General features: G+C 57.5%; 11 protein-coding genes and 1 tRNA gene. 3 read left to right on the top strand and 9 right to left on the bottom strand.

The genetic code is table 11. The features are described from left to right. Position 1 precedes the first annotated feature (1 nt). Positions 2–1,183: a carbohydrate ABC transporter permease gene (locus AC1AWK_RS00130; protein WP_476567306.1), complete on the bottom strand. Its 1,182-nt coding sequence runs from the start codon at positions 1,181–1,183 to the stop codon at positions 2–4. Between the two features lie 216 nt (positions 1,184–1,399). Next, complete coding sequence (locus tag AC1AWK_RS00125) at positions 1,400–2,647, bottom strand: sugar ABC transporter substrate-binding protein (protein WP_476567305.1); 1,248 nt, start codon at positions 2,645–2,647, stop codon at positions 1,400–1,402. Between the two features lie 305 nt (positions 2,648–2,952). Here AC1AWK_RS00125 and AC1AWK_RS00120 point away from each other — a divergent pair, with 305 nt between their 5' ends. From AC1AWK_RS00120 to AC1AWK_RS00110, 3 genes are all read left to right on the top strand, one after another. Beyond that, complete coding sequence (locus AC1AWK_RS00120; protein WP_476567304.1) at positions 2,953–3,963, top strand: LacI family DNA-binding transcriptional regulator; 1,011 nt, start codon at positions 2,953–2,955, stop codon at positions 3,961–3,963. A gap of 204 nt (positions 3,964–4,167) precedes the next feature. Next, a complete protein-coding gene (locus AC1AWK_RS00115; protein ID WP_476567303.1) occupies positions 4,168–4,836 on the top strand; it encodes a DedA family protein in 669 nt (222 codons plus the stop codon). Positions 4,837–4,966: 130 nt separating this feature from the next. Then, positions 4,967–5,039 (top strand) — tRNA-Ala (locus AC1AWK_RS00110). A 228-nt stretch (positions 5,040–5,267) separates the two neighbouring features. Here AC1AWK_RS00110 and AC1AWK_RS00105 read toward each other — a convergent pair. The 7 genes from AC1AWK_RS00105 to AC1AWK_RS00075 form a co-directional block, all read right to left on the bottom strand. Next, positions 5,268–6,839, bottom strand: coding sequence for a sialidase family protein (locus AC1AWK_RS00105; protein ID WP_476567302.1), 1,572 nt, complete (start codon positions 6,837–6,839; stop codon positions 5,268–5,270). 133 nt (positions 6,840–6,972) lie between these two features. Next, positions 6,973–8,343, bottom strand: coding sequence for a glycoside hydrolase family 27 protein (locus AC1AWK_RS00100; RefSeq protein WP_476569473.1), 1,371 nt, complete (start codon positions 8,341–8,343; stop codon positions 6,973–6,975). Between the two features lie 185 nt (positions 8,344–8,528). Further along, the gene (locus tag AC1AWK_RS00095; protein WP_476567301.1) at positions 8,529–9,470 is read right to left on the bottom strand and encodes a helix-turn-helix transcriptional regulator; all 942 of its coding nucleotides are present in this window, start codon (positions 9,468–9,470) and stop codon (positions 8,529–8,531) included. A 103-nt stretch (positions 9,471–9,573) separates the two neighbouring features. Continuing rightward, positions 9,574–11,742 carry a glycoside hydrolase family 127 protein gene (locus AC1AWK_RS00090; protein ID WP_476567300.1) on the bottom strand — a complete coding sequence of 723 codons (2,169 nt, stop codon included), beginning with the start codon at positions 11,740–11,742 and terminating at the stop codon, positions 9,574–9,576. 343 nt (positions 11,743–12,085) lie between these two features. After that, positions 12,086–12,763, bottom strand: coding sequence for an HAD family hydrolase (locus tag AC1AWK_RS00085; protein WP_476567299.1), 678 nt, complete (start codon positions 12,761–12,763; stop codon positions 12,086–12,088). 178 nt (positions 12,764–12,941) lie between these two features. Beyond that, the gene (locus AC1AWK_RS00080; protein ID WP_476567298.1) at positions 12,942–13,505 is read right to left on the bottom strand and encodes a heat shock protein transcriptional repressor HspR; all 564 of its coding nucleotides are present in this window, start codon (positions 13,503–13,505) and stop codon (positions 12,942–12,944) included. A gap of 5 nt (positions 13,506–13,510) precedes the next feature. Then, positions 13,511–14,527 (bottom strand): DnaJ C-terminal domain-containing protein, encoded by a 1,017-nt coding sequence (locus AC1AWK_RS00075; protein ID WP_476567297.1) that lies wholly within the window; start codon positions 14,525–14,527, stop codon positions 13,511–13,513. Between the last annotated feature and the right edge of the window lie 23 nt (positions 14,528–14,550).

Raw genomic sequence — 14,550 nt, 5'->3', positions numbered from 1 at the left:
GTCACGCCTCCTTCCGTTCGTCATGGGCTCCCAGAGACATCACTTCGGCCCGTGTCATACCACGTGCCTCGGCTTTCATCGCGTCATAGAACGCCCTGCGCCGACGCGACATCTTCTTATCGCGCATAATCTGACGCTGAATCCACGTCATCACGATGATGATGATGAACAGCACGAAGGAAATGGCGGCGCCTTGTCCCCATTCCTGGCTGTTGAACGCGGCACTGTAGGATAGGTAGGCGGGAGTCAGCGTGGTTTTCGCAGGGCCACCCTGCGTGCCGGTGTAAATCTGGTCGAATACCTGCCAGGTACCGATGATGCCCAAGGTCACCACGGTGAAAATGGTGGGCTTGAGCTGCGGAACAGTTACCTTCCACAACCGCTGCCATGAGCTGGCACCATCCATGATGGCCGCCTCTTCAGTGGCGTCGCCAATACTTTGCAATGCGGCGATGAACATCAGCATGTACGTGCCGGACGTGGTAAACACCACCATGAGGATGATGGCGAACATCGCCACGGAGGGGCCGGCAAGCCAATCCCACCACGTGATGCCGAGGAAGCCGTGCTGGGTCAATGCCGCGGGGCCTTCAGTTATGCCGAAGTGCGACAGCAATACTTGAATCAGTCCGCGAGGATCGTTGAACCAGTTCGAGCCTTTCACGCCAAACCAGGACAACACCGCGTTCACCGTGCCGGATGCGTTGAACAGGAACAGCCACAGTACGGTGATCGCCACAGAGCTGGTGACGGAAGGGAAGTAGAACGCCGTGCGGAAGAATCCACGAGCCTTGAGGATACGCTTGTTCAGCATCACCGCCAGCAATAGGCTGAGGATGGTTTGCAGCGGAATCACCAAGAGCGTGTACCACGCGTTATTGCGCACCGCCGTGCCGAAATCACTCTGCGACAAGCCCGGCTTGATGAGAATGTCTTTGTAATTCTCCAAACCGACGAACTGTACGCCGCCGCCAAACGGCGTGCCCCGGCCACTCCAATTCGAGAAGCTCACCCACAGTGCCATGACAATCGGCACAAACAGGAACACACCCAAAATCACGATCATCGGCAGACAAAACAGCCAGCCGGAAATTTCCTCATTCTTGCGCTTGATGCGTTGCTGACCCGGGGTAGCTCCCGCACCCCGCGAACGCTTTGTCGCGCCGCGCTCCGCGTGACTCATCGCCAGCTCCTTTCGGTACCGCACCACACCATGCGGCCTCAAACCTTGTGCGCCGTCTTTGTGGCGGCTCGGAACGATTCCCCCAAGACCGGCCGACTCGCGACACCGGTTCATGACCACAGGTACCGACCTGTGACGCCGCACAACCGGCACGATCTTAAGGGAATACAGGGTTGCTCGCGCGGCGTGGCAATTTGGCCGCGCCGCACGTAGTGGTTACTGCAAGATGCTTTCCAGATTCTGCTGGGTCTTGTCGAGAATGGTCTTGACGTCGCCGGTCTTGAGCCCTTCGATCTGTGCGTTGAGATCCTTGACCACCGTGTCGGCGCCCTTGGCCGTGGGTACGGTCACCGAATAGTCGAGGCCATCCATGAATGCGCTCAAGTCCGGGAACTGAGCCTTCCACTTATCCGCCAGCGTCTTGGTGGCAGGCATGATACCAAATGCCTTGGCGAAGTCCATCACCACATCGTCGCTGGTCAGATATTCCACCAAGTCGATGGCGTCCTTCTGGTCGGGGCTATCGGCGGCGATGCCCCAGCCATTGGTGAAGTGCATCGTACCCTTGCCAGCGGGACCTTCGGGCAGCGGCACCACCTTGTAATGAATATTCGGATAATCAGCAGCCATGCTACCGGTCAGCCAGTTGCCTTCGATGGTCATCGCAGCCTTGCCGGAACCGAATGCCTCGCCGCCCCAGCCAGTGCCGAGACCAGAAGCGAACGCAGCGTTGCCGCTGGTAATCAAGTCTTTCACTTCTTGCAGGCCCTTGATGCTGTCCGCGGTGTTGGCGATGGCCTTCGTGCCTTTGTCGTTCACCAGGCCGCCTCCGGCCTGCTTCATGAACACGCCGACTCGCGCATATTCGCCGCTGAATGCCAAGCCAACATGGTCTGCGGTGGTGAGCTTCTTCGCCACTTCGGCCAGCTGATCCCAATTAGTCGGGTAATCGGCATCGGTTAGACCCGCCGCCTTCCACATATCCGTGTTGATAATCAGCTGCAACGTCGACACATCCTTGGGCGCGGCATAAATCTTGCCGTCATAGGTGAAAGTCTGCAGCAGGTTGGGATAGAAATCATCCTTGTTGGTGAGCTTGTCGCCATAGGCCAACAGCGAACCGTTGGACGCGAAGCCCGCCAACTGCTCGGGCGCCAGGTAGAACACGTCGGAGGGGTTGCCGCCCGCAAAGCCCTGGGACAGCTGCTGCGCCATATCGTTGGCTACGTTCACGGTGGCCTTGACACCACTCTTCTTCGACCATGCGGCGACGGCCTTTTTCACTGCTGCGGTTTCCGCGTCGCCGGAAGAACCAATCAACACGGTCAACCCCTTGGAGCTGTCAGAGGTCAGTTCGCCGTTGGCGCTGGTGTTGCCATCGTCGAATCCACTGCCACCGCACGCTGTCAGCATGGAGAGCGCAGCGATGGAGGCTACGGCTGCCACTGCAAGTTTCTTGCTCATCATTGAGTCCTTTCGCACATTTGCTTTGTTCGGGACGAACCTATCACGGTTATTTTGAACGTTCAAATTATCGGCGTGTACAAACCACATCCATATTTGGACACATTATCCATATCTCCTATCAATCATTGTTTTTTCAATATATGCAGTGGTTCACCTATGAAACACCGTGTCAATTGTTACGTTCAAAAAGTAGTTATATACTATCGATATATCAGCGCGATGTCAAGATGATAACGTCACACCGTGCAAACAGGGGAAAGTGGCGCATTGCCGCATCACAGCCGACACGTGAGGAGAAGGACATGGTCAGCATCAAAGACGTAGCCAAGGATGCGGGAGTCTCGGCACAAACCGTATCCAACTATCTGAATAACCCTCGTATCGTCAAACCCAGCACCCGAGAACTCGTCGCCGCCTCCATCCAGCGCCTCGGCTACACGCCCAACGCCTCCGCACGACGCCTGCGCACCCAGCGCAGCAACACCATCGCCATCGGCATCGCCCCCATCAGCAAATCCATGGTATACGACCGGCTCTTGCACGCCATCGCCACCGAAGCCGATGTGCAAAATCTCCGAATACTACTGTATAAAGCCGATTCCAAACATAACGAAATCGAACAATTCGATAGCCTCATCGCCCAAGGCGACGTCGACGCGTTTGTGCTCACCGATACCGCGCACGACGATCCACGAGTCCCCTGGCTCATCGCACACCAACAGACGTTCGTGTTATTCGGACGCCCGTGGGGACTCTCCAACCTCTACGACCCCGACGTACCGTGGGTTGACGTCGACGGACACCGCGGCATTCTCGATATGACACGATCGTTGATACTGCAAGGTCGGAAACATATCGGATTCATCGGTTGGCCCGGCATTTCCGGCACCGGGCATGATCGCTACCTCGGATGGCATGATGCCATGATCGCCGCCCGCATGGGCGACGAACCCCACCTGCAACAGCTCTACGCCGAAGCCACCGATGATATAGCCGCAAGCCGCGAAGCCTGCTCGGCACTCATCCAACGCAATCCCCAACTCGACGCCATCATCTGCGTTAGCGACACTCTTGCCGCCGGCGCAGCCCTTGCGCTCCCGGAGCAGCACCCAGCCATCGTTACGGGATTCGACAACACCGCCACGTCACAGTCCCTGGGACTGCCAACCATCGATCAGCCACTCGCCGAAAGCGCGCGCGAAATCATTCGCATCATCCAAGAACGACTTGACGGCTTATGCGGCGGCAACACACCCGAGCGGCAGGCCACCCACCATCATGTGCTGCTGCCACCACATGTCATCATGCGCTGACAGCGAGTGACCCGCTTGCAGACCTCACGTCCAGCCCCAGCACTCTAGACCCCGCGCACCCAGCCAACGCGGCGCAATCATTCATAGCCCTATCGCACGCCACTGGTAAGGTATAGCCTCGCGCGGCAATTCGCCGCACCCAAAAACACGGCACGCATCCGGGCATTCCGCCAGATACGCCGTCCAGGACACGAGGCGATATTCATGAGTGTTATCAACTTCCTCATCAACCTACTCAAAGACCCCCGTTCGGCGATCGCCGGCTGGATAGCGATGGGAGTTGCACCCACACTTGGCTTTATTTTCCTCATTATTTTCATCGAAACCGGCGTTGTGTTCTTCCCCTTCCTGCCTGGCGACTCGCTGCTATTCGCAGCCGGATTCTTCGCCGCGCCGGACGCGCAAACCGGACATTCAGCGCTTCCGATCATGGCACTGCTGCCTGTGGTTTGGTGCGCGCCCATCATCGGCGACCAATGCAACTATTTCATCGGCCGGTTCTTCGGACGACGCATCATCGAATCCGGCAAGGTCAAGGCCATTACTCCCGAGCGCATCGCCAAAACCGAAGCCATGATCGAAAAATGGGGCCCACTTGCCGTGTTCCTCGGCCGGTTCTTCCCCTTCATTCGCACGTTCATGCCGTTTATCTCCGGCATTTCCGGCATGCGCTGGGCCCGATTCACGCCGTTCTCCGTGCTCGGTGGCGTTATCTGGTCAACGCTGTTCACTTTGCTGGGCTACTTTTTTGGCGGCATTCCCGTGGTACAAGATAACTTCGAGTTGGTCATCATCGCGATTCTTGTGATTTCGCTTATTCCTACGTTCATCGGATTGTTCAAGGCAAAATTTGGCACAAAAACAAATGCCTGACCAGCAGCAAAACAAGCCCGGACACCAGCCATACCCCACTACAACACGCACAACACATACCGTTTTGCGCTTGGCTAGAGTCTGTACTAAAGTGTGGTGAGTTGTCCTGCAATGGCAAGACAACATCCAAGGGGCTGTAGCTCAGTTGGTAGAGCGCTTCGTTCGCATCGAAGAGGTCGTGGTTTCGATTACCATCAGCTCCACGAGAACCCTCCGGAATTCCACCTCCGGAGGGTTTCTTTTTGCATATCCCCATGCCACCTTCTCTCTCCCCCATCGCGTGTAAACATCTCACACAAACCATTTCCGCACAGCATCCTGATACAACGAAGCCCGCGTGGGCGATGCTGCCATATCGACAACATTCGACGCCGCACGCGGGCCATATCGACATCATACGTAACGGGGAAAGGATCCCCACATCATATTCCTCAGCGATTCAGCCAATCCCATGAGATACGCATATACATGATGTCATTGTTCTTGCCTTCGTAGAGCAAACCGTACCCACCACCGGCACGGTCGCTCAACGCAGTAATGACGGAGTACGCCATCGCCCCGGACTGGAACAACTTGCCGGAAGACCACGTCTTGCCATCATCCCGAGAAACACGAATGATACCATCGTAACGTCCGCCCGGAGATGACGACGAATACAGTAGTATCTTGGCTTGTTCGGAACCTTGCGCGGCATTCGGGAAAGCACGTGTAATCTGGGCGTTGTTGGCAGGATCAGGCAGGTTCTTATCCTCAGTGACGGCGCCGTACGTTTGGCCACCATCTTCGGAAATGGCCACCTTGCGATATGAAGCCTTCGACGGGCGAGAATTCAACATCACGCGGCCATCGGAAAGCTCAACCACTTTATTCTCATCCATACCTTCGCCAACCGGCTGTCCAGCATGCCATGTCTTGCCATGATCATCGGAATACACAGACACTGCCTGAGCGACGCCATTGTTGCGAACAGTATATTGCTGGATCAAACGTCCCGCATATTTGCCATATCTCAACTGAATGCCGTGGCCCGAAGCAGCGAAACGAGAGGTCCACGCAGCGCTGTTGGTAATATCTGCGGTAATTACCTTGGGCTCGCTCCAGGTCTGTCCGTTATCCTGCGAACTCGTTACTGCAGCTTGCAATACGTTACGGTTATTCGGATCAGTTCCAGCCACGGAATTCGACCAACCGCGATCGTACGACTTCACGAAAAACAGGAAAATAGTGCCAGTCTGGGAATCCACCACATATGAGGGATCGGAATATCCATATTTTTGCCATCCCTGATATCCAGCTGCAACCACGGTCTGATTCTCGAACGTTTTACCGCCATCCTTGGAGATACGTTGCACAATGGAATTGGCTTGAGGCGCATCGCCGCAATTACTGGGACGAGCGTCATATGCGGCAAGGATCCAACCATTGGGAGCTTCCGCCAACGCTGGAATACGATAGCAACTGACTCCTAAATCACCGGCGGATGCCAAGGTAGTCGGCACACCATCTTCGCGCGGCTGATATACAGCCGTCACGATTGAACCCGACGCCACCGACCCACGGGAGATGACAGCACCGGTAGACTTCAGAACATTCATCTGCACATTAGGCCACACGCCACCATCCGTGACGTCCTGCCACGTCACGATGTGGTATGCGGCCGAACATGTAACTGTCTGCCCTCGCGCGATCGTAACCGTACCACATCCGGCGCTCCCACCATTGACGATGCCATCGAGGTTGCCACCAGTCGGCTGAATCCGAACGCTGTCGTAAGAAGAATACGCACTATTGGTAAAAGACACCTTGTATTGCAATCGATCGCCTACGCTGACCTGTGAACCCAGGGAGTCGGCGCGCACTATGGATGCGATGACACCACGAGGCATGCCGCTCGCCGCAAAAGCCGCTCCCGGATGAGCAACCATTCCGCAAATCACCGCGAGCGATGCGAACAGCGCCAATACAGCCTGGCCCATTGCCCATTTTCTCATGTGACGTTTCATTTTCTCACTTCCTCACGTCAGACATTTTTCCATTAAACGTCACTAAGCTAAACACATGTCCAGACATTGACACATTATCAACATTTCATAACAGATCCAGCATGGCACATTTATCAGCAACAACCGTCCACAGTCAGCATTGGTCCAACGCCAGCCAGATCACGCCATGGGCGGGAATCGTACCGCGAATGACACGGTCGGCGCCGACGCCCTCCAGCCTGGCCGGGGCCTCGACCGTGCGGCCGTCAACAGAGGCAAACAGATCCGTCACCCGCCATGGCAACTCGGCGCGGCCAAGGCCCACGATGCTTTGCAAGGCGATGTTGCCTCCAAGCTCGTACGCATCGATACCCGTCCAGAACAGCGCCACGTAGCATCCGCCCGTATGCGCGCTCGGCGTGCCATCAGCCCAATCGCAGGCATCAGCACGCCATACGATCAGCTCCCCCTGATAAGTGCTCTCATCAGACCAGTCGGCGAACAGGCGTTCACGCACAATCTCCGCATTATTGCACGATCCCGCCGTCACTTCACGCAACGCAGGATTAGTCAACAGCTCCATGGTGCGAGGTTCGCTGGTCGGCAGATCGCCGCCCACCATCAACGGCGAGCGCCCCATGCACCACAAAGCCAGCAAGGTTTTTGCTTCGTCGTCGCTCAGACGGCTCTGCCGGTCGTCACCCCGTTCTGCACGTAGGCCAATATGGCCCAGCGGGAGCATGTCGGCATCCGCCCAGTGGCCGGCCTGTTGGAGGGGAGCCCATCGCGCCAATCGCGCGAACTGCTGGTAAATGTCTTCCCAGCGGTCCCACAGATCATCGGAGATGCGCCACATCTGCGCATGTTCCCTGAGAAAATCAACGTACTGCGTGGACACCCACCCGCCTGGGGATAGCGAAAGCATGATGTTGTGCCCATATCGGCGCTGCGCGGCGTCCATGGAGCTGCGGTAGGCGGCGATTTCGTCGGCGTGGAATGGCGTTTGCATGTCGTCGACTTTGATGAAGTCAATGCCCCATGAGGCGAATAGGTCAAGTTGGGCGTCGTACCATGCCTGCGCAGCAGGATGGCGATGATTAATGCCGTAGTTATCGGGATTCCAAACGCAGACATGCTCACGGTCTGCGATATCCGCCGCCGTGTAGGGAGTTCCGGGGATGGGAGCTGCACGTTCGACGGCGAGACGTGGGACGCCTCGCATCATGTGCACGCCGAATCGCAATCCAAGTTCATGTACCTTGGTGGCTAGCGGCCCAAAGCCTTGACCATTGGCCGCGCTGGGGAAACGTTGCGGGTCGGGGAGCTGACGTCCATATTCATCCAGCACAAGCGGCGCATTGTCGTTGTATCCGTGTGCCCTCGCCGTCGGATCATACCAATCAATATCCACCACCACGGTGTCCCAGCCGGCATCGCGCAAGTGTTCGGCCATATATCGGGCGTTGGCGAGTACCTCTTCTTCAGTTACGGTTGTTCCATAGGAATCCCAACTGTTCCAGCCCATTGGCGGACGCCACGCCATAGGTATCGTACACTGCGCCATTTGACACTCCTTTGCTGTCTACGGTGCTTGTCACACGGTCTCTCGTGGCCCCTGCGCCACACAACACGCACACCCGATAATATAACGATGTACTAAACCCACTTTAGTCAACCTCGACACAAATGACAAAAACCGCGCTGCGCCTGCTATAACGAGTTGTACAACCTCATAGGAAACGCACCCCGATACTGCGAAGGAGACACACCCAAACGCCGCCGAAACACCCGCGAGAAATATCGAGGATCACCATACCCCGATTCCCTCGCCACCTGCGACACCGGCAAGGACGTCGACACCAGCAATGAACATGCCGTCTCCATACGATCCGCAACAATCTGCTCGATGATTCCCATCCCAAACGCGCGTCGATACCGCGCAGTCAGATAGCTCGGCGAATAATGCCAACGCCTCGCCACAGCAGCAACCGACAAATCTTCCAGAGCATTTGCGCGGATCCATTCACGCACCGCACGCATATCGCCCTCCTGCGCACAAGCAGCATCAACCACCTGCATCGACAATTCCAACAACACGCTCATCGCGGCATAATCACAACGCCATCGAGCACCCTCCCCCTGGCAAGCGCAGGCATCCAACAGTTGCGACCACAACACCGCGAGCCGCTCCATCCGACGCACTCGGCCAAACAACGGCAACGCCACACGCCCCTCACACTCGTCGGCAGTGCGCGGCTCGCCGCTCACCACCCCCTCGCGTGACAGCCAATGCATCCAATAAAATGACAGCTCGCCGTCAATATCGCCTATGCCCGCATGCTCATACCCTGCCGGCAACACCACAAACTCACCCGGACCCACGTGAACATCGCAATGCTGCAAGCGCAAAGGCAGCACGCCCTCGCTTACCACGATCAACTCCGCGCTATCCAGCGTCCGCCGCGCATGACGCCATCCCGGCCCCGAGACAAACTGCCCTGCGGAACACCACCGCACAGGGCGATCGGCAGGTTCGAACAACCACGATTCACGCATATCCGCAACAGTGTTCATCACGTATGAGGACACGGCCTTCTCGCGCGCCTCACCTTCCGACATCGCCAATCCTCCCGATCCGATGGTGGCTGCCACACAAAGCCATGATACCGCCACGGCACCGCGACGGTGTAAGCAGCCCGGCAATCAGCCATACCAAGCACCGGGGCACCGTCGCAGTTCGCCGCAGCCGCCGAACCTATCGCACGTCCAAGAATACCCGCATCTCGCTCTCCCCGCGGTTGGCCCACGCACAATACGGAATCATCGTAATGGATACAGGAGCGCACTCAGGACGCCGGTACGTGTGATACAAAGGCTCAACGCCACCATCCAATGCAGTCGGACCGTCAGCCGCAATCCTGCAGCCAGGCACACGAAGCAGCGCCATCGTGCGCACCGTGTCATCCACTTCGCCCAATCCCCGATCATCCATACCCGATGCGCCAAACGCCACATCAGTGATCTCGACGTCAACACCCTGCGCCTGACCCCCCACAGCGTCGGCATCAACCCGCAGTAAATGCAAATCGTTCCCGTTATCTACCGACTCGGCACAATACGCCACCGGACCGCGCAGGAACGCCACCTTGCCGCAGTCCTCACGCACCGCCGAATGTGCCTGCACCATGCGGACTGGCATCGCAAAATCAAACTGCACCACGTCGCCCTCGTACCAAGAACCCTGATAATAGACATACCCGCCCTGCACCCGGCGGACGATACGCCCTTCGCGCTCACCTGTCGCAACGATGGAGCGCTCAGCATCTGCGCCCGCCCAGCCGGGCAAACGGAACGCCAGCATCATGTCGCATGAGTCCGACTGTCCCAGCGCCACCGTCATCTGCCCCTTGCCACTCCACGGCATACCCGATTCCATGGTGAGCGTCACCGGAATATCATGCATGATTGTCGCAATGGTACCGCCCATATACAAATGGGTATACAGGGCGTCATCGCGCTGGGTGTAGGCGTACTGCTGGATCGAAGAGACCAGTCTTGCGATGTTCGGCGGACAGCACGCGCACCCGAACCACTTCTGACGGACAGGTTTCACGTGAAACTTGCGCTCGTCGCGATGGCATGATTCCGGCACGACCTCCAGCGGATTGACATAGAAGAAGCTCTTACCGTCGAGCGCCATACCAGCCAAAACCGTGTTATACAAGGCCAGCTCCATGACATCGGCATACTCGGACTTCGCCTCCAGCTGCACCATGCGGCGAGCAAAAAACGCCAACGCAATGGCGGCACAGGTTTCACTGTACGCCGTATCATTCGGCAAATCATACGGATGAGAGAATGCCTCGCCAATATGCGTGCCGCCTATACCACCCGTCACATAGAGCTTCGAATCGACAATGCTGCGCCACAACCGCTTAGCCGCCTGCGCCAATTCGGCATCTGCGCGCACCCGCGCAACATCCGCCACGCCGGAATAGTAATATGCGGCACGCACCGCATGTCCAACCGCCTCATCCTGCTCCAACACCGGCTTATGCGCCTGATAATACGCGTAATGATCAGCCCGTTCGGCAGGCTTCGCATCCCCCCGGCCCTCCCACCGAGCCCGCTCACGCGCCTGTCCCTCGAAAATATGCGGTTCACGGCCGCGCTCGGTGACAAAATACTCGGTCAGCCGCTCATAACGTTCTTCGCCAGTCGCTTCCGCCAAACGAATCAACGCCATCTCCGCAATCTCATGGCCCGGATACCCGCGCAACTGCCCAGGCTCACGACCGAACTTCCGCGCAATGCAATCAGCGAAACGGCACGCCGCATCCAACAAACAACGCTTGCCAGTAGCCTCGTAATACGCCACCGCTCCTTCGGCCAAATGCCCGAAACAATACAGCTCATGATGATCCTGCAGATTCGTAAACGCACGGTCCATCCCATTGATGATGTAATACGTGTCTAAATATCCATCATCCAACTGGGCTGCACACACCACGTCAATTGCCTCGTCCGCGATACGCTCCAGCTGCGGATCTTCCCGCTGCGCCAACGTATAGCCGACCGCCTCAATCCACTTAGCAAAGTCGCTGTCCTGGAAAACAAACCCGTAAAAACGATCATCGCGGGGATGTTCCGGATCCTCCGGCAGCGCCTGGAACCCTCTATCCGTATAGGACGGCGGCACAAAATCCGGCTGTTCCGCACGCTCGCGCAGCTTACCGGCCACACGAAAATTATGCATGCAGTAGCTCGGCTCGGCACCTGGAACACGATCATTCAGCGCATCCCACTGGTAGGGGATAACCGTTTCACGAACAAGATCCTGCTCGACCTTCCAAAACGCATCGCTGACCTTGACCGCTCCCACCGGCAGCGGCATACCGGCACCTTGCATCGCTGACGCACCCATACCTGCCTCCTTGCTTTGTGCATCGTTGTATTCATCAGACTACGTCGAGCTTATTCGCCAGAGCGTGGATATTTCATTGACAACTTGCATATATCATCGCTTGCCGGAGGAAAAGAGAGACGCAACGTACCCGCGGACGGGCCCCTTCTTCATCCGCATCAACACAACTACGGTCGAGGGATATCACAACACGCCAAGACCGTTATGCCCATCTACGCCACCATATAAACCTGTAACACAAACCAGAGAATCCATATAAAAACGGCAGAAACGAAACAAGAGCTCCCGATCGCCAATAAGAAGCACAATGCCACAGAACATCCTGGCTGCAAGCCTGAATCCACTATCCGAGGCGACGCCGCACCATCCGGTCCAGCCAATCGACATCCACATTCTCATAGGAATCAATGGAAGCGAACTGCCCCAAGCCTGACGTGTCGGTACGAATCCAACCCGTCTGGGCGATCACCGTAGCGCCGGAAGCCACGCCGGCGCGTAGCCCCGACGATGAATCCTCCATCACCACGCATGACGGCATATCCTCCCGGTCAATACCCAACCGGCGAGCAGCCTCCCAATACGGCGCAGGATCCGGCTTGTGCGCTACCGGATCATCGCCACATACATATCCAGCGAATAATCCTTCTGACTGACTCATAATGTGCTCGACTATCGGACGCGGCGAAGTGGAAACCAGCATTGCCGGAACACCCGCATCCCGCAACGAACGAAGCACGTCAAGCACACCATCGATCCATGGAATCCGCTCCTGCTCCGCGTCAAAAACGTACTGTTTGAGCTGCCGGTCTATTTCTTCGACGCTTAACGCGCACCCTTTGGCAATCATACGGCGAGCCACATCGGGCACCGGCGTACCGGAGCCCGCCCAGCCATCATCCTCATCCCATTCGCCGCCATGCGCGTGGGCGATGGCGATTTCTCCTTGATGCCAATATGGCTCGGAGTCAATTAACGTGCCATCCATGTCCCAGAACACAGCCTTCAGCATCCGTGACTCCATGGGCCCACCTTTCGCGCATTGTGCCCGCCCACGTGCATTGACCGTGCCGCTCATCGGCATCGGCTTGCACCCAGGCTCAATCGATCTGATACATCCCATCACACCAGAGCGGCGGGACGGTTCCGTCTAGGGTGTTGCGACAATGACCGGCGCCAATGTCATCGAACGATGGATACCATCACCACTCGGCATGCGACGTGCCCCACACCACTACCGCAGTTGCATCGTCGACGCCATCGTACTGGGGACCAGGCAATTGTCTCGTATTCACCTGAATCTGATGCCGCCACATGCGCGCACGACGCGACTGCTGAATCTCGACGATGCCACCATCGGCATCCGCCGCGAACACGCTCGAACCAGCAGGCTTGCGCAGTCGCTCAATCTGACGACGCAACTCGCGGTTCTCTTCTTCCAAGGAGAGGATGCGCGTAATGCCAGCCAAGTTGATGCCCTCGTCCTGACTCATGCTTTGCGCTTGAGCGAGCCGACTGATATCCCGCAGGCTATATCGGCGCGCGCCGCCTTCCGTACGTTGAGGCACCACCAATCCGAGGCGGTCGTATTGGCGTAGGGTCTGCGGGTGCACGTGGGACAGGTCGGCGGCCTGCCCCACGGTAAACACCGGCAGTTCAATATCGAAACCGACTTCCGTGGCTCCTTCGACGTCGGCACGGCCTTGGACGATAGCCTTGGCACACATATCATACAGCGCCCGTATCTGCCGATCTGTCCGCGCCATGACAATCAGCGCTCCTGCGCGATGGCTGAGGAGTAATCGACGACGGCGGCGTCAAATTCCTTGGCCGCCCGCTTGGCTGCCGAGCTCAGTTTTTCCGGCAACCGTATGGACACCACGCCCACCAAATCGCCGGTTTCGTTGCCTTGGCTCACGCCCTTGCCGGCAAGACGCACTCGCGCCCCGCTGGAGGATCCGGCCGGCACCTTGAACATCACCGCATTGCCGTCCAAATCGTGCGCTTCGACCTTGCCGCCATGCACGGCTTCACCCACGGTGAGCGGCAACGTCATGACAATGTCACGCCCGTCAAGGCTGAATCGTTCATCCGGCTTGACCTGCACCTGCAAGTACAGATCACCAGGCTTACCGCCATGCTTTCCGGGCTTGCCTTTGCCTGCCAGTCGGATCTTCTGCCCGTCTTTGATACCCGCCGGCACATGCGCCTTGAGCTTCTTGCCATCGACACCCAACGATACCGTCGCCCCCTTCACCGCCTGGCGGAAGGTCAAAGCGACTTTGGCGTTGCGGTCTTCGCCTCGTTCGGGCTGCGGCTGGTATTCATGTCCGCCCCCGTATCCCGCCCCCGGCATACCGCCCCCATAGGCTCCGCCAAGATTGGAGAAAAAGTCATTGATGTTCGGGCCAGTGCCGCCGGTTTGGAAGCGGATACGCGACCCTGCCGGACCGCCGCCCGGCATACCGCCGCCAAACATGCTGCCGAACATATCGGCAAAACCGCTGGCATCGAAGCCACCCGCACCACTGCCGCCGGCGAAGCGGGCACCGCCCATACCGAACTGACGGATGGCGTCGTACTTCTGGCGGGAGTCTTTGTCGCTCAACACATCGTAGGCTTCGGAGATATCCTTAAACTTCTCTTCCGCTTCCTTGCCCTTGTTGAGATCAGGATGATATTGACGCGCAAGCTTGCGGTAGGCCTTGGTGATTTCCGCGTCACTGGCGTCTTTGGAGACACCGAGGACTCCATAGAAATCCTTGCTCAGCCATTCGTTTTCAGCCATATCGTGCCTCCTTTCGAGGTAAT

This window comes from Bifidobacterium sp. LH_491 (genome assembly GCF_056356495.1).
Note: the sequence above shows the minus strand (reverse complement) of the source record. Positions and strands in the feature narration are given on the sequence as shown.

What these genes read in the sequence shown, in the direction of transcription:
- AC1AWK_RS00130 (WP_476567306.1), bottom strand. Translation starts at nt 1,183, where the DNA reads ATGAGTCACGCGGAGCGCGGCGCGACAAAGCGTTCGCGGGGTGCGGGA.
- AC1AWK_RS00125 (WP_476567305.1), bottom strand. Translation starts at nt 2,647, where the DNA reads ATGAGCAAGAAACTTGCAGTGGCAGCCGTAGCCTCCATCGCTGCGCTC.
- AC1AWK_RS00120 (WP_476567304.1), top strand. Translation starts at nt 2,953, where the DNA reads ATGGTCAGCATCAAAGACGTAGCCAAGGATGCGGGAGTCTCGGCACAA.
- AC1AWK_RS00115 (WP_476567303.1), top strand. Translation starts at nt 4,168, where the DNA reads ATGAGTGTTATCAACTTCCTCATCAACCTACTCAAAGACCCCCGTTCG.
- AC1AWK_RS00105 (WP_476567302.1), bottom strand. Translation starts at nt 6,839, where the DNA reads ATGAAACGTCACATGAGAAAATGGGCAATGGGCCAGGCTGTATTGGCG.
- AC1AWK_RS00100 (WP_476569473.1), bottom strand. Translation starts at nt 8,343, where the DNA reads ATGGGCTGGAACAGTTGGGATTCCTATGGAACAACCGTAACTGAAGAA.
- AC1AWK_RS00090 (WP_476567300.1), bottom strand. Translation starts at nt 11,742, where the DNA reads ATGGGTGCGTCAGCGATGCAAGGTGCCGGTATGCCGCTGCCGGTGGGA.
- AC1AWK_RS00085 (WP_476567299.1), bottom strand. Translation starts at nt 12,763, where the DNA reads ATGGAGTCACGGATGCTGAAGGCTGTGTTCTGGGACATGGATGGCACG.
- AC1AWK_RS00080 (WP_476567298.1), bottom strand. Translation starts at nt 13,505, where the DNA reads ATGGCGCGGACAGATCGGCAGATACGGGCGCTGTATGATATGTGTGCC.
- AC1AWK_RS00075 (WP_476567297.1), bottom strand. Translation starts at nt 14,527, where the DNA reads ATGGCTGAAAACGAATGGCTGAGCAAGGATTTCTATGGAGTCCTCGGT.